The sequence below is a fragment of the Flavobacterium sp. KACC 22763 genome (genome assembly GCF_028736155.1).
Taxonomy (GTDB): Bacteria; Bacteroidota; Bacteroidia; order Flavobacteriales; family Flavobacteriaceae; genus Flavobacterium.
The window spans coordinates 660153-686994 of the sequence record NZ_CP117879.1 but is presented as its reverse complement, the minus strand read 5'-3'; the positions used below and the strand labels follow the sequence as shown (position 1 = coordinate 686994).

Here is a 26842-nt window from a genome sequence, read left to right as displayed (position 1 = left end):
AACTCAAAGTACTTTAAACTATACTTTATGAAAATCAAAAAATATCTATTCCCTATCATTACTTTTATCATAAGCTTTGGCTGTGCGCTATTTGTTGCTATAAAAGTTTTTCCAAATAATCCATTTACAGGAAGCAAAGAAGAAAAAGAAAAAACAATTGCTTCTAAATTTAAAGATGGTGATCTTATTTTTCAGACTTCGGAATCCAAACAATGCGAAGCGGTTCGAATTGCAACCAATTCAAAATTTTCTCATTGTGGTATTATTTATGACATTAACGGAAATTGGTTTGTTTTTGAAGCCGTTCAACCAGTAAAACTTACTCCACTTGAAGATTGGATTAAACATGGAAAAGATAGCAAATATGTGGTAAAAAGATTAAAAGACGATAGCATTTTAAATCCACAGATTTTACAAAAAATGAAAGATTACAGTCAGCAATTTGACGGCAAAGAATATGATGCTTATTTTGAATGGACTGACAATAGAATATATTGCTCTGAATTGATTTGGAAGATTTACAAAAATGCCGCAGGAATCGAATTGTCCAAACTCAGAGAGTTGAAAGATTTTAATTTGCAAGATCCGAGAGTTCAGAAAATACTAAAAGAGCGTTACGGTAACAATATTCCATTAGAGGAAAAAGTCGTTGCTCCTTCTGATATTGCCAATTCTAATATATTGAAAACAGTAGTAGACAATTATTAATATTCTAAAAGCTAGTCCATATTCATTCTAGCTTTTTTATTTGCTAATTAACTTTGAAATTCAAAGAACTTTTAAACCAATACTTTATGAGAGATTATTTGATTGAAAAACTGTATGAATGTTCTAAAAAACCATATCAAAAATATTTTAAAAGAAATGAACCTTGGGACATCGACAAGACTCACTTAATGAGCTATCCAGAAGAAAGCTTAGGATTTGGTTTGGGAAATTTTCTTTACAAGAACCACTTTGATATTCAGGAAAAACTAGAAGATCACGACATTATTCATGTTTTGACCAATACTGGAGTTTCAGTTTATGAAGAAATCGGTATGCAATATTATTTGCTTGGAAATGGAAAGAAAAGCTTGTATTTGTTCATGGTAATTATAACTGGAACTATTTTTTATCCAAAACGAATGAACTATTTCATTCAGCAATTTAAAAGAGGCAAAAAGGCAAATGCTTTCTATTATCTGGATTTTTCAAAAATGCTTTTTATGCCAATTCAAACTATTCAGCAAACTTTTAATATTTAAAATCATGAAAACAATACACAACCCTTCCGAAGAAAAACAATCTATCGAATTGGCAGTTGGCACATTTATAATCAGCACAATATTATTTATGCTTTATATTATTTCAAATGAAAGCCCAAATGTTTTGGTAATTGCGTGGCCATTTGCTTTAGCGGCTATTGTAGTCAATTTGATTATGTTTTTTCATTTAGCCGAAAAGTTTATTCATTTACCTCAACAACGAAAAGACATTGGTTTTAAAATCATATTGTTGCTTTCTAACATTCCAGTTACCTTTTTGTATTATCTGGTTGTAATGAGATCTTGATCTTTAAAATCATATTCATAAAAAAAGCCATAAGTAAAACTTATGGCTTTCGTTTTTTTATTTTGAATCTTAATTTGCTTTTTTAGTTTCGATTCCGTTTTGATCTAATAAATACATTAATGTAGTCATTGTTGCTGCACCAAGCTCTAATTCTCTTTTATTGATAGCATCAAATTTATCATTTGCAGCGTGGTGATAATCAAAATAACGCTGAGAATCTGGTTTCAAACCTGCTTTAACAATAGCTTGTGAGGTTAAATGATTAATATCTGAACCTGCGTGGCCAATTGTAAAACTGTGCACTAAATAAGGCTCAAAAAGATCTTTATAACCTTGTATCTTTTTCAAATTAACGTCGTCAGCTTCAATTGAAAATCCTCTTGGAGAAAATCCCCCTGAATCACTTTCCAATGCAAAAATATGATTCTCTTTATTTTGTTTTGAAACTTCTTCGTATTTAGCACCACCTTTTCCGCCATTTTCTTCATTCATAAACAACACAACACGAATCGTATTTTTAGGCTTGTAGTTTAAGTTTTTCAAAATACGAATTACTTCCATACTCTGCACTACTCCCGCTCCATCATCGTGAGAACCATCTGCTAAATCCCAAGAATCTAAATGCCCACCAACAACCATAATGTTTTCTGGAGTTACAGTTCCAGTCAATTCACCAATTACGTTATAAGACAATGCATCTGGCAAAGTCTCGCAAGATTGTTTGAAGTAAAATTTCAAAGCTGGATTTGCTTTTAATGACTTGCTCAACAATTCTGCTCCGTTTGTACTGATCGCGGCGGTTGGAATATATTGTGCTTTTGGCAAATCTCCATAACTTTGCGCTCCTGTATGAGGGAAATCATCTAGACGCAAATTCATAGAACGAACAATTGCTCCAACTGCTCCTAATTTTGCAGCTTCTTTTGCTCCTGCAAATCTTTGGTCTACACAAGCTCCGTAAGAAGTAAAAGTTTCAATATTTTCAGGATTCATTGGTCTGTTATAGAAAACAATTTTTCCTTTTACTTTGTCAGCTCCAAGTTCAGCTAATTCTTTTATTCCTTGAACTTCGATTATTTCTGCAGTAAGGCCTGTTTTTGGAGTTGCAACAGAACCTCCTAATGCGCAAATTGGTACAGTGGTTTTTACTTTTCCGTCAAGAATATAAGCTGTTTCTTTTTCGCCACGGACCCAGTGAGGCACCATAACTTCTTGCAAATAGACTTTATCAAGCCCTAGACTTTCTAATTGTCTTTTAGTATAGTCAACTGCTTGTTCTGCCCCTTTAGATCCAGACAAACGAGCGCCAATATCATTTGACAAATATTCTAGCCAAGTGTAGCATTTTGCTTCGGTTAAAGCTTTTTTGTAAAATAATTTAATGTTTTTTTCATCATTTGTCTGAGCAAAAGATGTCAATCCGTTTAAAACTAAAGCAGTTAAAAGAATCGTTTTTTTCATAGTTTCTGTAGTAATTTGGAGTTTAGTATACCAATGGTACATTCGCAAAGGAACAAAATTATCGACATTTCTGAAGTTTTTTTCTAAACCTTTTCTCAAAAAAAACTCCAATTGCAAATTTTTCAATTTCCAATCGGAGCTTTTACATATTCTATAAATAAAGATTATTTTACTTCAATAATCTTATTTTTTGTTCCAATGCCATTTTCATTAAAAGGCTCTATTGTAAAATAGTATTTTGTGCCTTTGTCCAAACCTCTAAAATCGTACGTACTATCACCATAAACCATAATGCTGTTGTACAATTTGTCAGGAGCAATTCCGTAATAAATGTTATACCCAATTGCATCAGACTGTTTTTTCCATGAAATCATAGCGTTTCTAGAATCTGCTTTGTTTCTGTCTACTTTAAAAGAAGCTACCGATTTTGGTTTTGCTCCTAAACCGTTTCCAAAAACTCTAAAATCAGAGATTGCAAATAAACCAGATGCATTGTGAATGTTCTCCATTTTAATGTAACGCGCTTTAATAGATTTTGAAAGCTCTACGTAATCATGCGGAGCATCTTTATCATTTTTAGATTTATCTACAACCAAAGTCCAATTCTGAGCATCATCAGACATGAATATTTTATATTGATAATAAATATCCATTGCTTTATTAAACTGATTTGCCTTATGATCTGCGTAGTTGATTTGAAGAGCATTAATTTCCATCTGTCTTCCTAAATCCATTTGAAGCCATTCACCTAGATTACTTGTCTTTGCAGACCAATAGGTTTGAATGTTTTCATCTGTCAAATTTTCAGGTCCGTAACAGAATTTCTCATAGACTTTTTTACCGCCATGATCCATTCTGTGAGTTTCCACTTCCATGCATTCCTCAGAAGAAGAAACGGTTACAGGCTTTTTATACGAAAGCAGCATCCATCCAGAAGAAGCGCCTTTTGTTTGGTCACGCTCACTTGTTGGCAATACAATTGGAAAATCTCCATAAGCTGTAATAGAATACATTACATCATCTTTGTCAAATCCGGCAGGAAACATATCTATACGGCGCTCAAAACGGTCTTTTATAGAAATTTTACACGTTCCTGTATTCCAATAATTTCCATAATTATCTGCAAAAGTATTTCCGTGTCCTGCTCCAATCACAAATCCGCCTGGTTTATAAGACATCGGATTGTGTTTCTGATACGTAAATGGCCCTAACGGATTATCGCCAACATGAACACCGTTTGCGTAACCTTTAAACTCGGTCGCAGGCGCCCCGTATTGCATATAATATTTTCCGTTATGTTTTGTCATCCAAGCTCCTTCAATAAAATTTCCCCAAGGTGCTGGTTCCATATCATTATTTGGGCCAAAACGCTCCCATCCGTGAGCCGAAGGATCTAAAATAGCAACTTCCTTAATTTGTCCGTAAGGTTTTTGAATATCTTCAACTTCTGTAGCTTTATATAATGTTGCATAATCTGCTTGATTTCCTTTTGGAAGCCAAGTTTTATAATCAACTTCAACGCCTACAAGCGGTAATTTTCCACTTGAACCGTAGTACATATATACTTTTTTATCGTCATCTTGAAAAATAGCTGGATCCCAAGTTGGCAGCATTGCTTTGTCTACGTGACGTGTCCATCTTCCTGATTTTGGGTCAGCTGTTTTCCAAATAGGATGATCTCTCTTCCAAGTTGAACCAACATAAAATAAAGTGTCATTTACAACCCAAGCAGCTGGAGCACATTGGTCATCATCGCCTGGTTGTCTTTGAAAACTTCCGTAAACAAAATTCCAGTCCGACATATCTTTACTCCAAAAGAAACCTGCCTGATTGGTGGCAAATAAGTAATATTCGCCTTTATAAGTAATAATTACAGGATCGGCGCTTGAACGGCGAGATTCTGGAATTCCGTTATGATTGTGGGTTGTAAAATTGTACCCAATATTTATCGGATTACAGTAGGTTGTTGCAGGTCTGCTCGGGTCAAACCATTCTGTTTTACCAGAATTTTGCGCCAAAAGATTGTTTCCGAAAAGCATCGAAAGCAATACAATAGGCGTTAGTTTTTTATATAATTTTTTCATGGTTAGATTTTCTTAAGTTAACTTTTAAAGACTATTTTTTAATCTCTTTTCTTTCCTTTAAAAGTTCGGGTTCATTTGTTGTAATGTAATTGAATTTATGAGTAATAATCCAATCCATATCTTTTGCATCATTAACAGTCCAAGCATTTAAGATAACCTTATGGTTTTTAGCTTCCTGAATCCATTCTGGGTGTTTTTGAAAGACTGAATAATGATAGTCAACCCCATTAATTTTATCTGCTTTGACTTCTTTCGGAGATTTGTTTCCTTCTAGATATTGCAGAGAAGTTTTAGAATCTATTTCTCTAATTTTTTTCAGAATATCATAATCAAAACTGATGTAGCAGGTATTTTTATCGGCTTTTAATTTTTTAATGGTTTCGACTGCTGCTACACCCGTTTTTTGTCCTCTTTCTTTACTAATTTCTGAAGGCTTGATTTCGCAAACCAAAAGCGTATGTTTATTATTTCGCATTCCTTCTGAAATATATTCATGAAGTGTTGGAAGCTTTTCTCCGTTTGAAAGTTTAAATTTTATCAAATCTGCATAATTGGTTTCTTCAATAAGCAGTTTATTATAATGTGCATCATGATTGATTACAAGCGAATCATCTGCCGTTCTCCAAACATCAAACTCTGAACCTGGTAGTTTTAAATCGATTGCATGCCTTAAAGATGCGATTGAATTTTCTGGTAGATTATTCTTTTTCCAAGCTCCTCGATGTGCGACAATTGCATTTTTTTGTGCATAGCTAGACGAAAAAGCAATAAGACACACTGCACTAAATATTTTAAAAGTATTCATATAATCGTAGTTAAAAAATTACAAAAAGGTCTGTAGATTTAGAAAAAAAGCCCTCCAAACGAAGGGCTTTTCACTAATCAAATAAACCAACTATTTAGTTAACTCAAAACTAACTTTCTTATCGGCATTTGAATTTCCTCCAACGAAAATATCAAACTGCCCAGGCTCTGCTACGAATTGTAAATCAGAGTTATAAAATTTTAAATCTTCAACAGTAATATCAAAGCTTACTGTTTGTTTTTCACCTTTTTTAAGTGCTATTTTTTGGAAACCTTTCAATTCTCTAACTGGTCTTGTTACTGAACCAACTAAATCTCTGATGTATAACTGAACAGTTTCTTTTCCATCGAAATTTCCTGTGTTTGTTACATCAACCGTAACTTTTAATTTCCCTGAAGCATTCATTTTATCAGAAGAAATTTTCAAGTTTGAATAATCAAAAGTGGTATAGCTTAAACCAAATCCGAATGGAAATAAAGGCTCATTTCTTTCGTCAATATAATTTGATCTGAATTTTTCGAATTTCCCTTCTGTGTTAGAAAGTGGTCTTCCTGTATTTTTGTGTGCATAATAAATTGGCAACTGTCCAACGCTTCTTGGGAAAGTTGAAGTCAATTTTCCTGAAGGGTTTACGTCTCCAAATAACACATCAGCAATAGCATAACCTGCTTCTGTACCAGCAAACCAAGCATTTAAAATGGCAGGAACTGTTTTTTCTTCGTCAGTAATTACTAACGGACGCCCGTCAAATAAAACTAAAACAACTGGTTTTCCAGTTTTTAATAAAGCGTTTAATAAATCTTTTTGCGCTTGAGGAATTTCTAAGTTTGTACGGCTGCTAGATTCCCCACTCATCTCTGCAGATTCACCTAAAGCGGCAACAATTACGTCTGACTGCTCAGCAACTTTTAAAGCTTCTGCTAATAATTCTTCTTTTGTACGAGCATCGCGGTGTAATGTTTTACCAAACATTGTCGCATTCGTTTCAAAAGTTTCATCATAATCTAAATTACTTCCTTTAGCGTATAAAACTTTCGTTCCAGCTCCGGCAACTTCTTTAATACCTCTCAATAATGAAACAGCATTTTCCATTTTTGTAGCAACACTCCAAGTTCCTGGCATGTTTTCCTTAGCATCTGCCAATGGTCCTATTAAACCAATTGTTCCAGATTTTTTAAGTGGCAACAACTGATTTTGGTTTTTTAGCAAAACCAATGATTGAGCTGCAATATCACGTGCTTCTTTTCTGCTATCTGTTGTAAAGATTTCAGTTTTAGCTCTTTTTTCATCACAGTATTTGTATGGATCTTGGAATAATCCTAAATCGTATTTTGCTTCTAAAATAAGTTTTACAGCATTATCGATAGTTTCGATTTTTACTTTTCCTTCATCTAAAGATTTTTTTAAAGTTCCTAAGAAACCTTCTCCAACCATATCCATTTCAACTCCAGCGTTTAATGCTAAAGCAGAAACATCTTGTAAATCTCCCATTCCGTGAGGAATCATTTCAGGAATACCAGTAAAGTCTGTTACTACAAATCCTTTGAAACCCCATTGTTTTCTTAAAACATCAGTCATTAACCATTTGTTTCCAGTTGCTGGAATTCCGTCAACTTCGTTGAAAGAAGCCATAACCGAACCTACACCTGCATCAACTGCAGCTTTGTAAGGAGGAAAATAGTCATTAAACATTCTGATGTGGCTCATATCAACTGTATTATAATCACGTCCGCCTTCTGGAGCACCATATAATGCGAAGTGTTTCACACAAGCTAAGATTGAGTTATTTTTAGTAAGATCGTGCTGTTGGTAACCGTTAACCATTGCTTTTGCAATTTGGCTTCCTAAATATGGATCTTCTCCTGAACCTTCAGAAACTCTTCCCCATCTTGGGTCACGAGAAATGTCAACCATTGGAGAAAATGTCCAGTTGATACCGTCTGCACTTGCTTCTTTTGCAGCGATTTGAGCACTTCTTTCAATTAAGCCCATATCCCAAGTACAAGATAATCCTAATGGAATTGGGAATGTTGTTTCGTAACCGTGAATAACGTCCATACCAAAAAGCAACGGAATTTTTAAACGGCTTTTTTCAACCGCAATTTTCTGTACTTCTTTGATTTTTTGAACTGATTTAATGTTGAACAAACCGCCCACTTTTCCTTCAGCAATATTTTTTGCCACATTTGAGCTGTTTGCCTGACCTGTTGTAATATCCCCAGATGTTGGCAAATTTAACTGGCCCAATTTCTCGTCTAAAGTCATTTTTGACATTAATTCCGCCACAAATTCAGACTTTGGTTTAATTTTCACTGTATTTTTAGCTGGCTTTTTTTGAGCATAACCCAAAACAGCACATCCTAAAAAAAGTAAGACTAATTTGTTTTTCATGTGTATTTAATATTTGTTTTTAATCGGAACATGGAATCACTTTTCTTCGTTTAGTTTTTTTGTTTGAATCAAAGTGATTTCATTCTATTCTATTTATTTGTTTGTATTCGTTTTTCTTTGCTGTAACATCCAGTCATAGATTTCTTGATTATCGTATACTTTTGTCCAGCTGTCATGACCTGCATCATCAAAAATGGTCAGCTTTACATCTTTTGCATTACATTTTTTCAATTCTTTGTAAATTGTGATTGCATAATTCACATTTACCACATCATCCAATAATCCATGAAAAATTCTGGTTGGAATATTGGCTATTTCACATGCTTTTTCTAACTGAATCAAATCTACAAAGCCAGCTACAGGTACATTTGCGGCAAATAGATCTGGATGTGCAAAAGCCAAATTCCAAGAAGCCCAACCTCCTGAGCTCAAACCAGTAACATATATTCTTTCTGAATCAATTTTATTTTCTTTCTGAATTTTTAAAATCAGCTGATAAATTGATTCTATATCCCAGTTCTCATCTTCTTTACATTGTGGAGCAAGAACGTAAGCATCTAATTGATGCGTTTTCAAATATTTTAAAGGACCGTGAATCTTCACTTTCTCAAGATCAGTTCCTTTTTCTCCATCTCCAGAAATAAAAACTATTAATGGCTTTTTTTCTTTTGTATTTGCTGGTTTATGCAGTACATAACCCAACTCATACTTTTCCATTATAACTGTATTTATTTTTCCAGTTGTTTCACTCTGGCTAAAGCCTAAAAGCGAAAACAAAAAAGATAAAAAAGCTAATTTGTATTTCATGTCAATTATTGAATCCCGTATTTTCCAGATTTAAATCCAAGTTTTGTTAAACCTTGTTTTACTTCTGGCGCGTTCATAAACAATTTCCATATCAATCCTGTTCTGTAATTTTCGATCATTACCAGTTCTGGACCTTGATCTATTGCTAAATAGCGTTTTGCCACCCATTTATTTCCTAAACTTAAAGCATCATAAAAACCAGCATCTCCCCAAGTTTCTTCTTTATGGTTTTCGTATAAATTTCTAATCACAGCCATAGATTCTTTTGGTGTATAAACAATTGAGCTGATTGCTGCTGTTGGAGAAATCACACCTTGATCGTTGCTTGGCATGTGTGCATTATAACCAATAGAGCCGTCAGGATTTCTTGAATAAGAAGCAGTTAAACCCCAATATTCAGGACCATAACCTGCATTTTTATTTGGATTTTGAACACAATACTCATAATTGATTTTAGTCTGATTCACATTTAAATCCCAGTAATTAGCATATTTATCGCTTAATTGGTTTGGATCTAAACCAACATAAGAATAATGAGCCCAGAATAACGGACCGCCAAATTCTTCTGCACCATTATGCTTTAAAATAAGAGGGATATTATATTTTGTTTTTGAAGAAACTATGCCACCGCTTCTCGCCCATCCTTCGTGATATGCTTTCGCATCGATTGTATGCGTTGGCGAAGACGCTGCCATTACGTAAGTAATAAGGCATTCGTTATATCCTTGTAGTGGGAAATTCATCTGCCATGCATAAGAAGGAGACCAATGCCAATATAATACGTTTTTGTTATTTGTATACCATTGCCAATCAACACCTTTCCAAAGTGCATCGTATTTTTGTGCTACGGCTTTTTCTTTTTCAGAACCATCTTTAAGATATTCACGAACCGTAATCATTCCTGCAACCAAAAATGAGGTTTCAACTAAATCACCACCATTATCCTTGGTTCCAAAAGGCTTTACTTTTCCTGTATTTCCGTCAATCCAATGTGACCATGCTCCGTGAAAACGATCTGCTTTGCCTAAAAAATCTGCAATTTTGTTAAGTCTCTCTACCCCTTGCTCTTTTGTAATATAACCTTGAGACATTCCTGAAACGAGCGCCATTAATCCGAAACCTGAACCACCTGTTGTTACAATATTTGAATCGTTTTCAGGATAAACTCCGTCCGGATGATAACGTTCTCTAGCTAATCCAGAATTTGGTTCTGCATAATCCCAGAAGTATTTAAAAGTTTGTTTTTGAACAGCGTCTAAAAGCTGCTCATCTGTTAATGCAGTAACGCCAGAAGTATTTTCCTGTACATTTTCTTTTGACTTATCGGCATTAGATCCACAACTAAAAAAAGTAAAAGCTAAAAATAAAACTGAAATTCTAACCATTATAAAAATTTAAGATTTTGATAAATAATCACTTCCTTCAGGAAATCTGAAGGAAGTGATTTTTAAGATTTTGATTAATAACCAGGGTTTTGTGTTGATAAACCATCTGCTTGCAAAATGAAGGACGCCGGAATAGGAAATAATTCATTTTTACCTACTGTAAATACTTTTCCATCTGCAGCAAAAGCACTTTCTGCTTGACCAGTTCTAACTAAATCAAAGAATCTGTCAAATTCAAAAGCAAGTTCAACTCTTCTTTCTTTCCAAATTGCAGTTCTAACAGCTGCTTGAGAAGTTGCCGGAGTATCTCCTAATTCTGCTCTATGTCTGATTTGGTTTAGCAAACCAATTGCTTCAGAAGTTTGTCCTAACTCATTTAATGCTTCAGCTTTCATTAAAAGCACTTCACCATATCTTAAATATTTGATATTTGCATCAGTTTCCCACGCATCAGTATATGAAGAAGAATATGCTTTAAAATTATACATAGGATTTTCTACCGTTTCTGGTACAACTCTTCCATCATATAAAGTTGAATTTCTAAAGATAATTGTAGCATTTTTTCTAACATCTCCAGGCTCATATGCATTTAATAAGCTTTGTGATGGAACGTTGAATCCCCATCCCCATCCACCGTTGCCACGCGCACCTTGTGTATTAGAGTATCCTGCAATTCCTTTAGTTGGTACAGCACCGTTTCCGTTTATTTCAAAAATTGACTCAATGTCATTTTCACCTTCTAATCTGAACATCTTAGCATAGCTTGGGTTAAGTGCATAACCTGTAATTTGATTACAGTTATCAATTACCTGCTGCCATTTCTTTTGATACAAGCTTACTTTTGCTAATAAAGCATAAGCTGCACCTTTTGAAGCTCTTGCTTTTTCATCTGCAGCATAAGCACTTCTATTTGGCAAAACTGCAATTGCCTCTTGCAAATCTTTTTCAATAAAAGCGTAAACTTCGGCTAGAGGTTTACGAGTAAGTAACATTTTTTTATCTTCCTCTGATGTTGGGTTTTGTAAACGATCAACAATTGGAACACCACCATAACATTTTACAAGAGTAAAGTACATGAAAGCTCTCAAAAATTTTGCTTCTCCCATTAATCTTTCTCTTAATGCAGGATCAGCTTTATCCAATTTAGGAATCATATTTAAAGCTTGATTACATCTGTTAATACCATCATACTGAGCAATGAAAGTACTTTCTGCTGATGGATTTGAAGAATTATAGGTTAATGCATCCAAAACGTCTTTATCTGTTCCAGTATCACCAGGAGAAGATCCTTTATCAGCATCATCAGAAGTAATACTTGCTAAACCAATCCATCCAAATGAACTCATATCCCAATCTAGGAATTTAGCATAAATTGAAGTTACAAATGTTTTTGCACCACTATCTGTATTGTAAAGCTCAACATCTGATGTTGGTATAGATTGTGTTGGAGCAACGTCTAAAAAATCATCTGCACATCCTGTAAAGAACAATGCTGACAATGCAAACATTGATATATATATCTTTTTCATAATATTAAAATTTTAAATTAGCACCAATAACGAAAGATCTTAAAGTAGGATAAGCATCGAGCTCAATTCCTTGAGTTCCGTATGGATCACCATTACCATTCAATTCTGGAGAGAAACCAGAGAATTTTTGAGTAATGAATGGGTTGATTGCATTAACATAAAGTCTACAATAGTTGATAAAACTTGTTTCAGTTAAAGGAAGTTTATATCCTAAAGTGATGTTGTTAATTCTAAAGAAATCTCCTGATTCCATGTAGTATGTTGAAGCAACTGGTACTTCATTAAATGGCTTAGGATTTGCTGCTGTAGTATTAGTCGGTGTCCAATAGTTGCTAGTTAAAGAAGCTTCAATGTTTTCACCTGTAAAACGCTGAGCTTTTTTACCATTATAAACTTTAGCACCACCAGTACCATAACCATCAACAGAAAAATCGATGTTTTTATAGTTTAATCCTAAAGTAACACCATAGTTGTTTTTAGGTAAAATAGAACCAACATATTTTTTATCTTTATTTGCATCAAGCAAGTTTTGAGTCACTTTATCACCAGCTGCATTATAATAAAGCATTTTACCATTTGCTGGATCGATACCTGCATACTCGTATAAATAGAAACTTCCTAAAGGCTGCCCTACTGAAGTTTTATTTAACATTTTAGTATCTTGACCATTACCTAAATTACCTCCAACAACAGGTGAAATATCAAAATCTTTTAAACCTGCTAGTTTGTTTGTATTGTGAGAGAAGTTTCCTCCAACCCAATAACTTAAGTTATCATTAATTTTATCATCCCAACGTAAAGCCACCTCAAAACCTTTATTAGACACCTCACCCACGTGCGCTGGAGTTGAAATTGTCATACCAGATGTCATGTATGGCTTCGTATTTAAAATAACATTGTTTGTGTTTTTGTCATACACATCAAAAGATCCTTTTAATCTGTTGCTTAAGAATTCAAAATCAACACCCGCAGAAGCCTCTTCTGTAATCTCCCAAGATAAGCTTGGATCAATTTGAGAGTTAATTGTTGTTCCTTGATATAAAAGTGAACCACCTAAGTAAGCATTAAGTCCTGAGGCATAAGCTTGAGTATTTAAAGGAACATTTTGATTTCCTAATCTACCCCAGCTACCTCTCAATTTAATTAAATCAACACCTTTAATATCTGATAAGAAACTTTCTTTCGTCATAACCCAACCAATACCAAAAGAAGGGAAAGTGCCCCAACGATAATCTTTAGCAAAGTTTGAAGATCCATCACGTCTAATTGTACCCGTAAATAAATATTTGTCCATTAATTTATACTGAACCCTTCCGAAATAAGAAGCTAATCTGCTTTCGTTGTATCTGATATCATATAAACTAGTAATATCAGCCACATAATCAACACCTTTGGCGTCTTTAGCATTATATAGAGACCAATAGTTAGAATTTTCGCTTACATTTTTTCTAGCAATTGTCAAAGTTTCTCTTGGTCCTTTTACAGAAGCTTCAATACCAGCAGTTACCTCAACATCATGAATGTTTGCGAAAACTTTATTGTAAGTAAAATAATTAGATAAATTCCAGTTAAAGTATTCTTCTCTACCCCTTGTTAATAAATTTACTGGATCTTTTTCATGAGTAGCAACATAATCTGCTTCAGTTTTATTAGGGTTAGCTGCCATCCAGATACCTTGCTTATCTTCGAAATTATATTGTTTCCAATTATAGTATTCACCATTAAACTGAGAAGTGAATTTTAAACCATCAATAATCTCCCAATCTAATTTTAATCCTCCTTGTAGAGTAACACTTCTTTGTTGTTCATCATAGAAATCTAGCTGAGCAACTGGATTTCCAACATTATTAAATGATGAACCTACTGGACCTGCTACACCATTAGCATCTACACGAGATACACCATATTGACCATCAGCAAAACGTACTGGTACTATAGGCGACTGTTTGTAAGCATTTGTAAAAGCTCCTAAAGGTTTTGGAGCAGATTTAGATGATGTAAAACTTAAATTTTGATTTAACGTTACTTTCTTAGATAATTTAAACTCATTATTGTTTCTGAAGGTAGTACGTGAGTAATCAAGGCCATTTAAGATTGCTTTTTCTTCATAGTTTCCAGCACTAAAGAAATATTTAATGTTTTCTGAAGCCCCTGAAACCGAAATGTTATTTTGAGTGTAAGATCCTGTTCTCGTAATTTCATCCAACCAATTTGTGTTAACAGGCTGATTTGTAGCAAAAGTGTTTGTACCTAATGCAGCATTTGAGTATGCAGCATATTGGTCTCCATTTGCCATTTTTACTTTTTTAAGTGGTGTTCTAACACCTGCAAAACTTTCAACCTCCACAGATACTTTATCTCCTTTACCTTTTTTAGTGGTAATAATGATAACTCCATTTGCTGCTCTTGTTCCATAAATAGCCAATGCAGACGCATCTTTCAAGATTTCATAAGAAGTAATATCATTTGTATTAATATTATTGATGTTTTCTGTTGGCATTCCATCAACAATGTATAAAGGATTTCTTCCTCCTAATGCAGTCCCTAAACCTCTAATTACAACAGAAGGCGTGCTTCCTGGAGCATCTGAAGAAGTTACCTGAACACCCGCAGCTTTACCTTGAATAGCTTGAGAAGCATTTAAAACTTTTGTTTTAGTAACATCCTCAGCTTTTAATGAAGCAACAGCCGAAGTGTTATCAATTTTCTTTCTTGTACCGTACCCAATTACAACTACTTCTTTTAAGGCAGTATCACCTGCTTCTTTTAAGGTAATTGTCATTGGTGCGGCTGTAGCCGGTACAGAAACCGAATCAAAGCCTAACATAGAGATTTTTAGAACATCTCCAGGTTTTGCATTAATTGTAAAGTTTCCGTCGAAATCTGCATCTGCAGTAGCTCTAGCATCAGCTGAAGCGATAATTGCTCCTGGAATTCCCATTCCATTACTGTCTACTACTTTTCCTTTAATTGCTTGAGCCTGCCCCATCATATATGTAGGCAGCAGCAAGAGCGCTAAAAAGCTAAAAATAAAATTTTTCATACAGTACGTAATCGTTTAAGTTAGTAGAGCCAAATTAAGCAATTACAACGTTGTAGTACATCAAACACCACTACAACATAGCTACATCAATGTGTTAAAATTTTATCTTATAATTATGATTATCAATACTATAAATGTTAACAAAATTCGTTTAACATAACATTATGATGTAGTAATGATGTATTGTAATTATATAAAAAATGATATGGAAAAATATAAATTCTGTAAAAAACAAAACCAAATCTTACAGAGTTAATAAAAACTTTGACAGGTTTTCGTCCTGAGTAAGGTTTAGTTTCTTTCTAAGGCGATATCTATGCAGTTCTACGCCTCTAAATGATATATTCATCATAGGGGCAATTTCTTTAGAAGAAAGGTTCATTTTAAGGTAAACACATAGTTTTATATCCTTTGGAGTTAGTTGCGGATATTTTTTAGACAGATTAATGATAAACTCATTATGGATTTGATTCAAATTGGTCTCAAATGTTTCCCATTCGTGTTTATTTACTTCATTAATCTTAATAGCTTTTCTAATTTCATTTTTAAGTTTACTAAAGTCTTTTTCGGTTTCTAAAATACCTTGAATTTTATCGATCATTTCAGTTTGTTTGGCAATCGATAATGACTTACCAGCAACTTCAGAAGATTTAGCCTGCAATTCTAATTCTAAAATGTGCTTTTCGTATTCTTGAATATTAAGTTCGTTTTCCTTTTTCAATTCCATTTCAAGAATTTCTCTTTGATGCTTTAATTCTTCAGCCTGCAATTTTAATTTTTGCATATAACGAAGCTTATTCCATTTATAATAGAAAAACAAAACTGCTCCGATTACAAGAAAATACAGCAGAATCATCCAAAATGAAAAATACCAAGGTTCTGCAACTTTAAATTTATATGATGAAACTGCATCATAGGTTGCTCCATCATGTTTGAATATTTCTACAGCATGATAACCACTGCTCAAATTATTCAAAACAATCAATCCATCTGAGATTGGAATAAACTCTTTTTCTTTGTCAAGCTTATAAAACAAATTTGGCCTGCTCGCTCCATAAATTCCAGAAATAACATTAATCTTTAATTCTGTATTGAATTTAATTTTTTCATCGCTCGGAATTAAAGCATCATCACTAAATGCTTCAATCTTTACTTCTGAATTTTGTTTGTTTTCATATTCTAGTTTAAGAGAAATAAATCCATCATCGAGATTAAACAAATAATAATTGTCTTTTTTAAAAATTCTGAGATTCTCATTAATCAATTTTCCTTTATAATATTTCTCCTGAATAATATTCCATACAAATTTGTTTCCTTGAGCATAAATATGGTACAAGATTCCATTTTGCAGAACCATAAAATGATCTTCGTCTATGGAAACTACATCTGTAACATTTCTGAAGTTTGTATTAAACAATTCATTTTCTTCCAATTTATTGGATATCGAATTGTAGGTATACCAAGAATTGTTAATCAAAAAAAGTATTTCTTTTCTAAATTCAAAAATCTTTATTCCAAAATCATTCTGTATTTTGCCTTGCTGTGTGACGTTTTCAACTTTTAATGTATTATAATTATCATCTAGCAAAACTCGGTACAAACCTCGATAATTGTCTGCCGCCCAGATTTCATTCTTTTTATTTTGAGCAACATATTTTATTGGCTTTGCCAGATCCTTTATAATTTTATAATGAGACATGTTTGATGGATCATCATAAACTAAAATACCGCTATAAGTCGATTGAAAATAAGTGTTGTTGATACTGCTTTTAGACATATTCCAGCCACCGCTGACACCATTTATTTTGGTCAAAGCATTATTTTCATATGAAAAAGTGCCGTCATTGTGGCCAATAATATATTTTCCATCAATTAAAGAAATATTCCAGCCTTGCCCTTGTGTATTAGGCATCATATTAAATTTTCCTGCACTGTACTCAAAAATACCGTGATTTGATGCAATTAAATAACCTTTATTAATTGCTGCCACAGCGTAAACAGATCCTAAAAGGCCAGAGTTATCATAAAAGAAAGAAATAGGGGAATTAACCTCAATATGAGCTATACCATTATCTAAACCAACCCACAAATCGTTCTCTTTATCCAATCCTATACTTAGGACCGAATTATTCATTAAAACATTATTACGCTCAATATTTTTATAGGAATTATTTTTCAAATCTAAAATGTAAATTCCGCGATTTCCAGTTCCAATAATCAACTTATCATTTTTGACAAATTTTGCCACATTGATGGTTGCAGCTTTTAAAGTTTCATTTATAGGATGATCCCAAGCTTTCAATCCATTTTTTTCTACAATGAAAACACCTTTTTTTTGTGTAAAAATATAAGTCGTATTTTGAAACTTTTCTATAGCGTGAACAACAGTATTTTTTAAAACGTCCCATCCCTTTGGATTGGAAATGTATTTACCGTTCATTTTATAAATTCCATCTTTAACAGAAGCAACATATAAATTTTTATCTACTCCAAAACAATATGAAATAAGAAAAGGAAACTTAATTTTCTTAACTGTTTTTCCATTGTAAATAAAAACATCGTTAAAAGATTGAAAATAAAGAGCGCCGTTAAATCTGAAAATTTTCCAAATCTCTTCATTATCTTTTTCATCAAATAATCTGAGATTTTTGGTAATTGAGACATAATGCATGGTACCATCTTTTCTGTACCAATAACCAAATTCTTTATATGAACCAGAATATATTTTATCTCCTTCAATCAGAATTGATCGAATAATAGTTTTATTCGGAAGTGTATATTTTTCCCATTTTACTCCGTCGTAACGAAGCAAATAATGGTTATTTGCAAAGTACATTGCATTATCGTTTCCTTGCACAACATTCCAGATTTGATTATCTCCCTGATAATCTGATTTGCTGTAATTTTCGACAAAAGGAAGTAATTCTTGTGCTTGAAGCTGTAAAGCGATGAAAAAGAAGAAAACGGATTTAAAAAGTATCGATTTCAAGATATTATTTTTTAAATTCAAAGATACTGACAAAAAACTTAAACTGAAAGTATAAAAAAGGCTCCATAAAGGAGCCTATAAGTAAGTAGAAAATAAAACTTTCTAATTTTCAAGCAATTGAAAAACCTGATTTGCAATTTCGTATTCTTCATCAGTCGGAACTACTAAAACTTTTACTTTAGACTTCTCTGAATTGATTTCTCTTAATTCTTTAGAACGCAGTTCATTTTTCCCTGTGTCAATTTCAATTCCGAAATAATTCATATCGGTACAAATCAAATTACGCATATAAGATGAGTTTTCTCCAATTCCTGCAGTAAAAACAATTGCATCTAATCCGTTTAGAGCGGCGGCATAAGCTCCAATTGTTTTTCGAATTCTGTACGCATTCATTTGTAAAGCTAATTGACAATCTTTGTTGCCTTTTTCTGCTTCGGCTTCAATATCACGCAAATCGCTGTAACCTGTAAGCCCAAGCATACCGCTTTGTTTCAACAAAACAGCATTTACTTCGTCTGGAGTATATCCTAAATTTTTAATCATATAAAATACCACTGACTGGTCAATATCTCCTGCTCTGGTCCCCATAATCAAACCGTTTGAAGGAGAAAATCCCATTGAAGTATCAATACATTTTCCGTTTTTCACAGCGGCCATACTACAACCATTTCCTAAGTGAATGGTAATTATTTTAGAATTATCTTTTAAATAATTAATAGCCTTTTCAGAAACATATTTGTGGCTCGTTCCATGAAAACCGTAAACACGTACTTTGTTTTCTGTCAAAAGATAATTCGGAATCGCATATTTATACGCTACCTCTGGCATAGTTTGATGAAAAGCGGTATCAAAAACAGCAATTTGTTCTGCAGAACTAAAGATTTCTTCTGCCACATTAATTCCTTCTAAATTGGCAGGATTGTGCAAAGGCGCCAATTCAAAAAGCTGTTTGATTTTTTCCTTAACTTTTTCATCAATTTTTACTGTTGCGCTAAAATCGCTTCCGCCGTGCACCACGCGATGACCAACAGCTGCAATCTCTGAAGTCGATTTAATTACTCCTTTTTCAGGATCCAAAAGCATATTAGCTACTTTCTGTAAACCTACTTTATGATTCGGAATCGGAAGTGTTTCTTCACGTGAGGAAGTGGCTGTTTTAAAAGTAATATTTGAAGTTTCTAAACCAATTCGGTCAATCATTCCAGAACAGATTACTTCGTTTTCTGGCATTACCATTAACTGGTATTTGATTGAAGAACTTCCTGAGTTTATAATTAGTATTTTCATTTTTTAAGTTGCTAAGGTACTAAGTCTCTAAGATGCTAAGTTTTCTTAAAAAGACATAAATCTTTATTTTTCTCTGTTCAAATTAGTACGCGGATGATGCAAATTTACTTCGTAAAGACGCGAATTAAAACGGTTTTTTATTCAATCAAAAATAAAATCCGTACAAATCTGCGTTCTCGCGATAGCGAATCAGTCTCATCTGCGTTCTATTTTTTTTAATTTTTAATTTTCTATTTTTAATTGAAATAAAAGCAATTTTTAAGGCAATGTTATAATTCACAATTTACCATTAACAATTCACAATTACCTACATTCCTTGTGCTTGAATCGCTGTAATTACTACTGTATTGATAATATCATCTACAGTACAGCCACGGCTTAAGTCGTTTACAGGCTTATTTAAACCTTGTAACATTGGACCAATTGCCAAAGCTCCTGTTTCTCTTTGAACGGCTTTGTAAGTATTATTTCCAGTATTTAAATCTGGGAAAATCAATACACTGGCCTGTCCTGCCACTTCTGAATCTGGCATTTTGCTTTTTCCAACACTTAAATCAACTGCTGCATCGTACTGAATTGGCCCTTCGATTTTTAAATCTGGTCTTTTTTCTTTTACGATTGCTGTAGCCGTTCTTACTTTGTCAACCTCATCTCCTTTTCCTGATGATCCCGAAGAATAAGAAAGCATGGCGATTTTTGGTTCAATTCCGAAAGCTAAGCTTGACTCAGCTGAAGAAATAGCGATTTCTGCCAATTGTTCTGCTGTTGGGTTTGGATTAATGGCACAATCACCAAAAACAGATACTCTGTCTTCTAGACACATAAAGAATACAGAAGAAACTACAGAAGAATTGGGTTTAGTTTTAATGAATTGCAATGCCGGTAAAATGGTATGCTGTGTCGTGTGCGCTGCACCAGAAACCATTCCGTCTGCATGACCTTTGTAGACCATCATAGTTCCGAAATACGATACATCTTCCATTAAATCTCTTGCCATTGTAATACTTACATTTTTAGCTTTTCTAAGCTCATAATAAGTATTAGCATAATCTTCATACATTTCAGATTCGATCGGATTGATGATATTCACTTTAGAAAAATCAAATGTAAGTCCAAGTTCTGCAACTTTACTTTCTATTTGTTTTTTATCTCCAATGATTGAAATATCTACTACATCCATATCCAGCAATCTCGATGCTGCTGTAATAATTCGGTCATCATTTCCTTCCGGCAGTACGATATGTTTACGGTGCTGTTTAGCTCTTTTAACCATGTTGTATTGAAACATTTTTGGTGTCATACCTTCAGGCTGAAAAGTAATTACTCTTTGCGATAAAGCTTCGATTTCGACGTACTTTTCAAAAGTATTAATTGAGGTTTCAATCTTATGTGTATTGTTGGCGTAAATCTCCGATTTTATAGAACCTATTTTATTGGTAATATGATACGTTCCACCATCAACAGCGATAATTGGTACGATCGCAGAAAGTCCTTCAATAAGCTTTAAAATACTTTCTTCTGGAACAATATTTCCTGTCAGGATAATTCCTGAAATCGTCGGGTAATTTGCCGATTCATTTGCCTGTAAAGCTCCTAAAATAATATCCGAACGGTCTCCTGGCGTAATTACAAGAGCGTTGTTATGCAGATGCACCAAATAGTTATGAAGTTGCATGGCACCTACACTGTAATGTCCGATTTCGTTATTCAGATAATTTTCTCCAAACAAGACTTTAGCATTCAATTCGTTTACAATTTCCTGCATAGTCGGATTATTCAAACTCGAAATAAGCGGAATTGTGTTGATCAATACGTTTGAAGGCAAACTTTTTTGCAAACTATTTGTCACCAATTCGATATTTTCCGGCTGTACTTTATTGGCAAAAACAGATAAAACTTCAACCTCTTTTACTTTGAAAGAATCATAGACTAAATACAAGCTATCTAAAAGCTCTTCTAAGGTTTTTCCAACTCCAGAACCTACAATTATGGTTGGAATTCCGAGGTTTTTGGCAATCAAAACATTCAAATCCAATTCGATTGAAGTTCCTTCTCCCGTAAAGCTGGTTCCTTCAACCAAAACAAAATCAAATCTTTCTTCTAGTTTTTTATACTTCTCAATAATCAGATCCAGAACCTCTCCTATCTTTCCTTTATTCTTTTTCTTGATTAATCTGCTTTTGGTAATAGCGTAAGCATCTTCAAACGCAATATCGAGGTTGAAATACGACAAAACGGTTTCAATATGATTATCTACCTCACCATCGACAAAATCTTCGATTATAGGTCTAAAATACCCTACTTTAGCTGTTTTACCAATTAAGATACTCATTAATCCGAGCGTAATAATTGATTTACCGCTATTATGATCGCTAGTGGCTATATATATTGCTTTACTCATAATTATTTATTTTTTATTCTAAATACCAAATTTATAAAATCACGTTTTTCAACTGTAAAACGGGCTTAAAACCAGCGCCGTTTTTTGAAATAAATGATTAGGGCTATTACCAGCAAAAACATTAAACCCATGACTACAAAATAGCCATTTTGCATTTTAAGTTCTGGCATGTTTTCAAAGTTCATTCCGTATACTCCAACAATAAAAGTAAGCGGAATAAATATGGCTGATATGATGGTCAGCGTTTTCATGATTTCGTTCATTTTTCGGCTTTGTTCCGAAAAATAAAAATTAGAAGCACTCTCTAAAGCGCTCATATCTGATTCTATTTGATCTAAAAGTTCTAAACTTTTCTGATGCAATCTGATAAAAAAATTGAATGTTTCTTTCTGGATTAATCCATTATCATCGTCGTCATCTTTTTTCGTTTTTAAATAATAAAGCGAATCTCGAAGCGGCACTATAGAGCGTTTTAAGAAGTTTAAGTTATCGCGATGGTTTTCAATTTTTTCTAAAATAACTGGTTTAGCGTCTTTTTTAGTTAAATTGATTAAATCTTCGATTTTATCTTCTTCATCTTCCAGCGTAATGTAGAAATTTTCCATTACAGCGTCTAAAAGTAAATACAAGAGATAATCTACCTTTTTGGTTCTAACAATTCCAGCATGCGTACGTAAACGCTCTCGAATATGGGTAAAGAAGTCGCTACGTTTTTCTTGAAAGGAAATTAAGATTCCGTCCTTCAAAATAAAGCTTAGTTGTTCAACACTTATGTTATCCGAATATTCAGAAGGAAGAAGCGATTTTATATTGAAGAACAGAATCTCTTGCTGATCTTCTAATTTGGTTCTTTTGGTAGTGTTTAAAATATCAGCAAGAAGAAAATCATCTAATTTAAAATGAGCACCAATCGTTTTTATAAGATTAATATCATGAAGTCCATGAATATTGAGCCAATTATTTTTTGTGTAATCAAAACAAGAATTTAGAGCCAAGACAGTAAATTTATCGTATTCGACAACATCTGCGTCATTATATACAAAAAGCTGCATCTCTGTTTCGTGCTCTCTATGCGTGCCAGTGTACTCTAAAGTAATATGTTGCAGCTTGCGCCCTTTCTTGTATTTAATCTTTCTCATTCATGAAAATTTACAATAGTAATATTACGAAAAAGAATCCGAACAGGAAATGACAATTATCAGTTTGTGGAAAACCTAGAGTTAGACGCACTACAGTGCGTCTCTACACAAAACTATACCATAAAAAAACCGAGCCACTTCTGACTCGGTTTATTTTGGTATATGCGAACAATATTTATTTTTAATTTCTAAAAGCTTACCATATTTCTTTGCAAATGCTTGTTTCAAATTGTTAGTCTCCGGACTTGAAAGTGGGTTTCGGGAACTAACAATAAATGCTAATCTTTTCTCTTTAGGAATTTTAATAATAGACGATTCAAAAACTGATATTGTATTTTCAATTTGACTTAAAGCTTTCTTTACATCTTTTCCTTTTAATTCTACAAAATAAAATTCGTTGTTAGAATGTCTAATAAAACCAAAATCACATTTTTGAAGTTCTTGAGAAGAAATCAGACAATTATCAATTTTAATCCTAGTAAAATCTTCATTTGTATTGATTTCAAATTTCATATTATTTTCAGAAGCCACTTTACTTTTTGTACAACAACCTTGATGAGCTTCAATCAATTCATCAAAATTATTGTGCATATCGTAACTCTGTTAATTTATCAAATTCCTCAGAAATAATATCTGAAACTTTATCAATTGCATTTGTATCAATACTTCTAAATTCTTCATTCTTGATTGAATAAACTATCCCATCATTTCGTACTTCATAAACAGAAATTTCATTATAATCAATCCACCTTTGTTCAAAAACTATTTTACTAATGACATCTTTTAAACTTGTATGCTCATCAAAGGTATTTTTCGCAAGTATTAATGTATCTAATGCCGAAAGTATATACGGGCTGTGTGTAGTAATTATAAGTTTATGATTTGTTTTACTTATATTTTGTATCAAATAATCAATTAATTTTTTTTGCTTTATAGGAAATAAATTCAATTCAGGCTCTTCTACTAAAAAATTTAATTCTGGTTTTAAAACTTCTGACCTTAATTCATGATTTAAGACTAAAAGAAGCGGTAATAATGATTGTATTCCGCTTGAAGCTTTATTTAATTGAAACTCACCACTAGGATTATATATCAATTCTTCATTATTAACAAAAGCATAACTAAAACCAAAATCTTCAAATGACACATTTTGTTTTTCTTTTCTTGCAACTTCATAATTTGCTGCAAAATTTTTAAAACAAACTGGAAGCGCTACATTATTAGCCCATAATCCAGAAATAGATGACCCTATCAAAGAAGTCAAAATTCTTTCAGGAGGAAAATAAATTGATTTTCTAGTATTATTAAGAAGCGACAACAGAGTTTTTTTCATTTCCAGATTATGAAAATCTCCGAGTGCCTCTAGATTTGATAACTTAATCTTCTCTGATCCATCCCTTATATTTGAAATTTTTTTCTTTTCAATTGTTATTAATAAATCAGAATTAGAAAATTCAAAGTAAGAATCCTCAAAATCAAAATCAATATTATAATTTTTTAATTGATTAGTTAAATCTAATTCTTTTTCATAATCTAAATCATCATATTTATTTCCCACAACATTGGAAAAATCCCTAAAAATAGAAATTAACTTCGCCAAAACACTTTTCCCAGTAGAAGTATCCCCAATAAACACCACATATTTAGTCAAATCTATTTCAGCTTCTTTTATTGGTCCGAAATTTTTAACAATCAACTTTTCCATTTTCTATTTTGTAATTACAATGTAAATATAACAAAAAAAACCGAGCCATTTCTGACTCGGTTTTCTATCTTAATACTTTGTACTAATTACTTAATACTAAAGAATTATTTCACCTCTTCGAATTCAACGTCTTCAACGTTATCTCCAGAAGACTGCTCTTGTTGTGGAGCAGCTTGTTGTCCTTCACCTCCTTGAGCGTACATTGCTTCTGTAGCTGTTTTCCAAGCTGCATTAACATTGTCTAATCCTTTTTGGATTGCATCAAGATCTTGAGATTGGTGAGCCATTCTCAATTCAGTTAAAGCGTATTCGATAGCTGTTTTTTGATCGTCTGTCAATTTATCTCCTAACTCTTTCAATTGAGATTCAGTTTGGAAGATAGTACTATCAGCTTCGTTCAATTTCTCAGCTCTTTCTTTTGCAATTCTGTCAGCATCAGCGTTAGCTTCAGCATCTTTTTTCATTTTTTCGATTTCTTCAGCTGTTAATCCAGAAGAAGCTTCGATACGGATATCATGAGATTTTCCTGTTCCTTTATCAGTTGCAGAAACTTTGATGATACCATTAGCATCGATATCGAAAGTTACTTCGATTTGAGGAACTCCTCTTGGTGCTGGTGGAATACCATCTAAGTGGAAACGACCGATAGTTTTGTTATCAGCAGCCATAGCTCTTTCTCCTTGTAAAACGTGAATTTCAACAGATGGTTGAGAATCAGCAGCAGTAGAGAATACTTGAGATTTTTTAGTTGGGATAGTTGTGTTAGACTCGATTAATTTAGTCAATACACCACCCATAGTTTCGATACCTAAAGAAAGAGGAGTTACATCAAGTAACAATACATCTTTTACATCTCCAGATAAAACTCCACCTTGAATAGCAGCTCCAATAGCAACAACCTCATCAGGGTTAACACCTTTAGAAGCTTTTTTACCGAAGAATTTTTCAACTTCGTCAGCGATTCTTGGCATACGAGTAGAACCTCCTACAAGGATTACTTCGTCGATATCAGATGTAGATAAACCTGCATCTTTTAATGCTTTAGCAACTGGCTCCATAGAACGTTTTACTAAAGAATCAGATAATTGCTCAAATTTAGCTCTAGATAATTTTTTCACTAAGTGTTTTGGTCCAGAAGCAGTAGCAGTTACGTATGGTAAGTTGATTTCTGTTTCAGCAGAAGATGATAATTCAATCTTAGCTTTCTCAGCAGCTTCTTTCAAACGCTGTAATGACATTGGGTCTAAACGTAAATCAATTCCTTCTTCAGATTTGAATTCGTCAGCTAACCAGTCAATAATAACTTGGTCAAAATCATCACCACCTAAGTGAGTATCACCATTTGTAGATAATACTTCAAATACACCGTCTCCTAATTCAAGAACAGAGATATCAAAAGTACCTCCACCTAAATCGTAAACAGCAATTTTTTGATCATTTCCTTTTTTATCTAATCCGTAAGCAAGTGCAGCAGCAGTTGGCTCGTTGATGATACGCATAACTTTAAGACCAGCGATTTCACCAGCTTCTTTTGTAGCTTGACGTTGCGCATCGTTAAAGTATGCAGGAACAGTAATAACTGCCTCAGTTACTGTTTGACCTAAATAGTCTTCAGCAGTTTTTTTCATTTTTTGAAGTGTCATTGCAGACAATTCTTGAGCAGTGTATAAACGACCGTCAATATCCACACGTGGAGTATTGTTGTCACCTTTTACAACACTGTAAGGAACTCTTTTTGCTTCTTCTTGAGTTTCAGCAAAAGTGTGTCCCATAAAACGTTTAATAGAAGCAATCGTTTTTGTAGGGTTAGTTACTGCTTGTCTTTTTGCAGGATCACCTACTTTAATTTCTCCACCTTCAACAAAAGCGATGATAGATGGTGTAGTTCTTTTTCCTTCTGCGTTAGGGATAACAACTGCTTCGTTACCTTCCATTACAGAAACACAAGAGTTCGTCGTACCTAAGTCAATTCCGATTATTTTACCCATTTTTTATATATTTAATTTTTGATTTTATTTTAATAACTCAGGTGGCATAAGTCAATCTTTGTGCCAAGATAAAAAACCAAATAAAATTGTCAGTTTTGCGTCAGTGCCCTAAAAACAATCTGACAACATGACATTTTTTAAGCCTGACAATCGTGGCACGACATATTTTTTCATGTCATTATGAAGGCTTTAAGAAGCTTATTCCCGCTATCCGCTATATCTTTTATGGTGAACCCCACCATAAAAGGATACCGCTCCTATCGGGGCTAGGGCA

Annotated in this window: 18 protein-coding genes; 3 read left to right on the top strand and 15 right to left on the bottom strand. The window is 33.3% G+C overall.

Annotated elements, in window-relative coordinates; all coding sequences use genetic code 11:
- Positions 1-27: 27 nt before the first annotated feature.
- From PQ463_RS03025 to PQ463_RS03015, 3 genes are all read left to right on the top strand, one after another.
- A complete protein-coding gene (locus PQ463_RS03025; protein WP_274256249.1) occupies positions 28-708 on the top strand; it encodes a YiiX family permuted papain-like enzyme in 681 nt (226 codons plus the stop codon).
- An 86-nt stretch (positions 709-794) separates the two neighbouring features.
- Positions 795-1247, top strand: a complete 453-nt coding sequence (locus PQ463_RS03020) for a hypothetical protein (RefSeq protein WP_274256248.1) — start codon at positions 795-797, stop codon at positions 1245-1247.
- 4 nt (positions 1248-1251) lie between these two features.
- Positions 1252-1554, top strand: a complete 303-nt coding sequence (locus tag PQ463_RS03015) for a hypothetical protein (RefSeq protein WP_274256247.1) — start codon at positions 1252-1254, stop codon at positions 1552-1554.
- Between the two features lie 69 nt (positions 1555-1623).
- Here PQ463_RS03015 and PQ463_RS03010 read toward each other — a convergent pair whose 3' ends face one another.
- The 15 genes from PQ463_RS03010 to dnaK form a co-directional block, all read right to left on the bottom strand.
- Positions 1624-3015, bottom strand: coding sequence for a M20/M25/M40 family metallo-hydrolase (locus PQ463_RS03010; protein ID WP_274256246.1), 1392 nt, complete (start codon positions 3013-3015; stop codon positions 1624-1626).
- Positions 3016-3179: 164 nt separating this feature from the next.
- On the bottom strand, positions 3180-5099 hold the full coding sequence (locus PQ463_RS03005; RefSeq protein ID WP_274256245.1) for a discoidin domain-containing protein: 1920 nt from the start codon (positions 5097-5099) through the stop codon (positions 3180-3182).
- Positions 5100-5130: 31 nt separating this feature from the next.
- A complete protein-coding gene (locus PQ463_RS03000; protein WP_274256244.1) occupies positions 5131-5904 on the bottom strand; it encodes a glycerophosphodiester phosphodiesterase family protein in 774 nt (257 codons plus the stop codon).
- A gap of 90 nt (positions 5905-5994) precedes the next feature.
- Positions 5995-8295, bottom strand: coding sequence for a beta-glucosidase BglX (gene bglX / locus PQ463_RS02995; RefSeq protein WP_274256243.1), 2301 nt, complete (start codon positions 8293-8295; stop codon positions 5995-5997).
- Between the two features lie 93 nt (positions 8296-8388).
- Positions 8389-9102, bottom strand: a complete 714-nt coding sequence (locus PQ463_RS02990) for a carboxylesterase family protein (protein WP_274256242.1) — start codon at positions 9100-9102, stop codon at positions 8389-8391.
- Between the two features lie 5 nt (positions 9103-9107).
- Positions 9108-10487 (bottom strand): glucoamylase family protein, encoded by a 1380-nt coding sequence (locus PQ463_RS02985; protein ID WP_274256240.1) that lies wholly within the window; start codon positions 10485-10487, stop codon positions 9108-9110.
- Between the two features lie 74 nt (positions 10488-10561).
- Positions 10562-12016 carry a RagB/SusD family nutrient uptake outer membrane protein gene (locus PQ463_RS02980; RefSeq protein WP_274256239.1) on the bottom strand — a complete coding sequence of 485 codons (1455 nt, stop codon included), beginning with the start codon at positions 12014-12016 and terminating at the stop codon, positions 10562-10564.
- Positions 12017-12020: 4 nt separating this feature from the next.
- On the bottom strand, positions 12021-15059 hold the full coding sequence (locus tag PQ463_RS02975) for a SusC/RagA family TonB-linked outer membrane protein (RefSeq protein ID WP_274256238.1): 3039 nt from the start codon (positions 15057-15059) through the stop codon (positions 12021-12023).
- Positions 15060-15303: 244 nt separating this feature from the next.
- Positions 15304-18048, bottom strand: a complete 2745-nt coding sequence (locus PQ463_RS02970) for a helix-turn-helix and ligand-binding sensor domain-containing protein (RefSeq protein WP_274256237.1) — start codon at positions 18046-18048, stop codon at positions 15304-15306.
- A gap of 102 nt (positions 18049-18150) precedes the next feature.
- Positions 18151-19335, bottom strand: a complete 1185-nt coding sequence (locus PQ463_RS02965) for an acetate/propionate family kinase (RefSeq protein ID WP_274256236.1) — start codon at positions 19333-19335, stop codon at positions 18151-18153.
- 307 nt (positions 19336-19642) lie between these two features.
- The gene (gene pta / locus PQ463_RS02960) at positions 19643-21736 is read right to left on the bottom strand and encodes a phosphate acetyltransferase (protein ID WP_274256235.1); all 2094 of its coding nucleotides are present in this window, start codon (positions 21734-21736) and stop codon (positions 19643-19645) included.
- 65 nt (positions 21737-21801) lie between these two features.
- Entirely contained in the window at positions 21802-22875 is a 1074-nt protein-coding gene (corA, locus tag PQ463_RS02955) for a magnesium/cobalt transporter CorA (RefSeq protein ID WP_274256234.1), read from the bottom strand.
- A 150-nt stretch (positions 22876-23025) separates the two neighbouring features.
- Complete coding sequence (locus tag PQ463_RS02950) at positions 23026-23466, bottom strand: hypothetical protein (protein WP_274256233.1); 441 nt, start codon at positions 23464-23466, stop codon at positions 23026-23028.
- Positions 23456-24580 (bottom strand): AAA family ATPase, encoded by a 1125-nt coding sequence (locus tag PQ463_RS02945; protein ID WP_274256232.1) that lies wholly within the window; start codon positions 24578-24580, stop codon positions 23456-23458. Before PQ463_RS02945 ends, PQ463_RS02950 begins: the two co-directional genes overlap by 11 nt.
- Positions 24581-24684: 104 nt before the next feature.
- Complete coding sequence (gene dnaK / locus PQ463_RS02940) at positions 24685-26568, bottom strand: molecular chaperone DnaK (protein WP_111377066.1); 1884 nt, start codon at positions 26566-26568, stop codon at positions 24685-24687.
- Positions 26569-26842: the final 274 nt, after the last annotated feature.

Excerpts from the sequence above, each read along its gene's own strand:
- PQ463_RS03025 (WP_274256249.1), top strand. The coding sequence starts at position 28 with ATGAAAATCAAAAAATATCTATTCCCTATCATTACTTTTATCATAAGC.
- PQ463_RS03020 (WP_274256248.1), top strand. The coding sequence starts at position 795 with ATGAGAGATTATTTGATTGAAAAACTGTATGAATGTTCTAAAAAACCA.
- PQ463_RS03015 (WP_274256247.1), top strand. The coding sequence starts at position 1,252 with ATGAAAACAATACACAACCCTTCCGAAGAAAAACAATCTATCGAATTG.
- PQ463_RS03010 (WP_274256246.1), bottom strand. The coding sequence starts at position 3,015 with ATGAAAAAAACGATTCTTTTAACTGCTTTAGTTTTAAACGGATTGACA.
- PQ463_RS03005 (WP_274256245.1), bottom strand. The coding sequence starts at position 5,099 with ATGAAAAAATTATATAAAAAACTAACGCCTATTGTATTGCTTTCGATG.
- PQ463_RS03000 (WP_274256244.1), bottom strand. The coding sequence starts at position 5,904 with ATGAATACTTTTAAAATATTTAGTGCAGTGTGTCTTATTGCTTTTTCG.
- bglX (WP_274256243.1), bottom strand. The coding sequence starts at position 8,295 with ATGAAAAACAAATTAGTCTTACTTTTTTTAGGATGTGCTGTTTTGGGT.
- PQ463_RS02990 (WP_274256242.1), bottom strand. The coding sequence starts at position 9,102 with ATGAAATACAAATTAGCTTTTTTATCTTTTTTGTTTTCGCTTTTAGGC.
- PQ463_RS02985 (WP_274256240.1), bottom strand. The coding sequence starts at position 10,487 with ATGGTTAGAATTTCAGTTTTATTTTTAGCTTTTACTTTTTTTAGTTGT.
- PQ463_RS02980 (WP_274256239.1), bottom strand. The coding sequence starts at position 12,016 with ATGAAAAAGATATATATATCAATGTTTGCATTGTCAGCATTGTTCTTT.
- PQ463_RS02975 (WP_274256238.1), bottom strand. The coding sequence starts at position 15,059 with ATGAAAAATTTTATTTTTAGCTTTTTAGCGCTCTTGCTGCTGCCTACA.
- PQ463_RS02965 (WP_274256236.1), bottom strand. The coding sequence starts at position 19,335 with ATGAAAATACTAATTATAAACTCAGGAAGTTCTTCAATCAAATACCAG.
- pta (WP_274256235.1), bottom strand. The coding sequence starts at position 21,736 with ATGAGTAAAGCAATATATATAGCCACTAGCGATCATAATAGCGGTAAA.
- corA (WP_274256234.1), bottom strand. The coding sequence starts at position 22,875 with ATGAGAAAGATTAAATACAAGAAAGGGCGCAAGCTGCAACATATTACT.
- PQ463_RS02950 (WP_274256233.1), bottom strand. The coding sequence starts at position 23,466 with ATGCACAATAATTTTGATGAATTGATTGAAGCTCATCAAGGTTGTTGT.
- PQ463_RS02945 (WP_274256232.1), bottom strand. The coding sequence starts at position 24,580 with ATGGAAAAGTTGATTGTTAAAAATTTCGGACCAATAAAAGAAGCTGAA.
- dnaK (WP_111377066.1), bottom strand. The coding sequence starts at position 26,568 with ATGGGTAAAATAATCGGAATTGACTTAGGTACGACGAACTCTTGTGTT.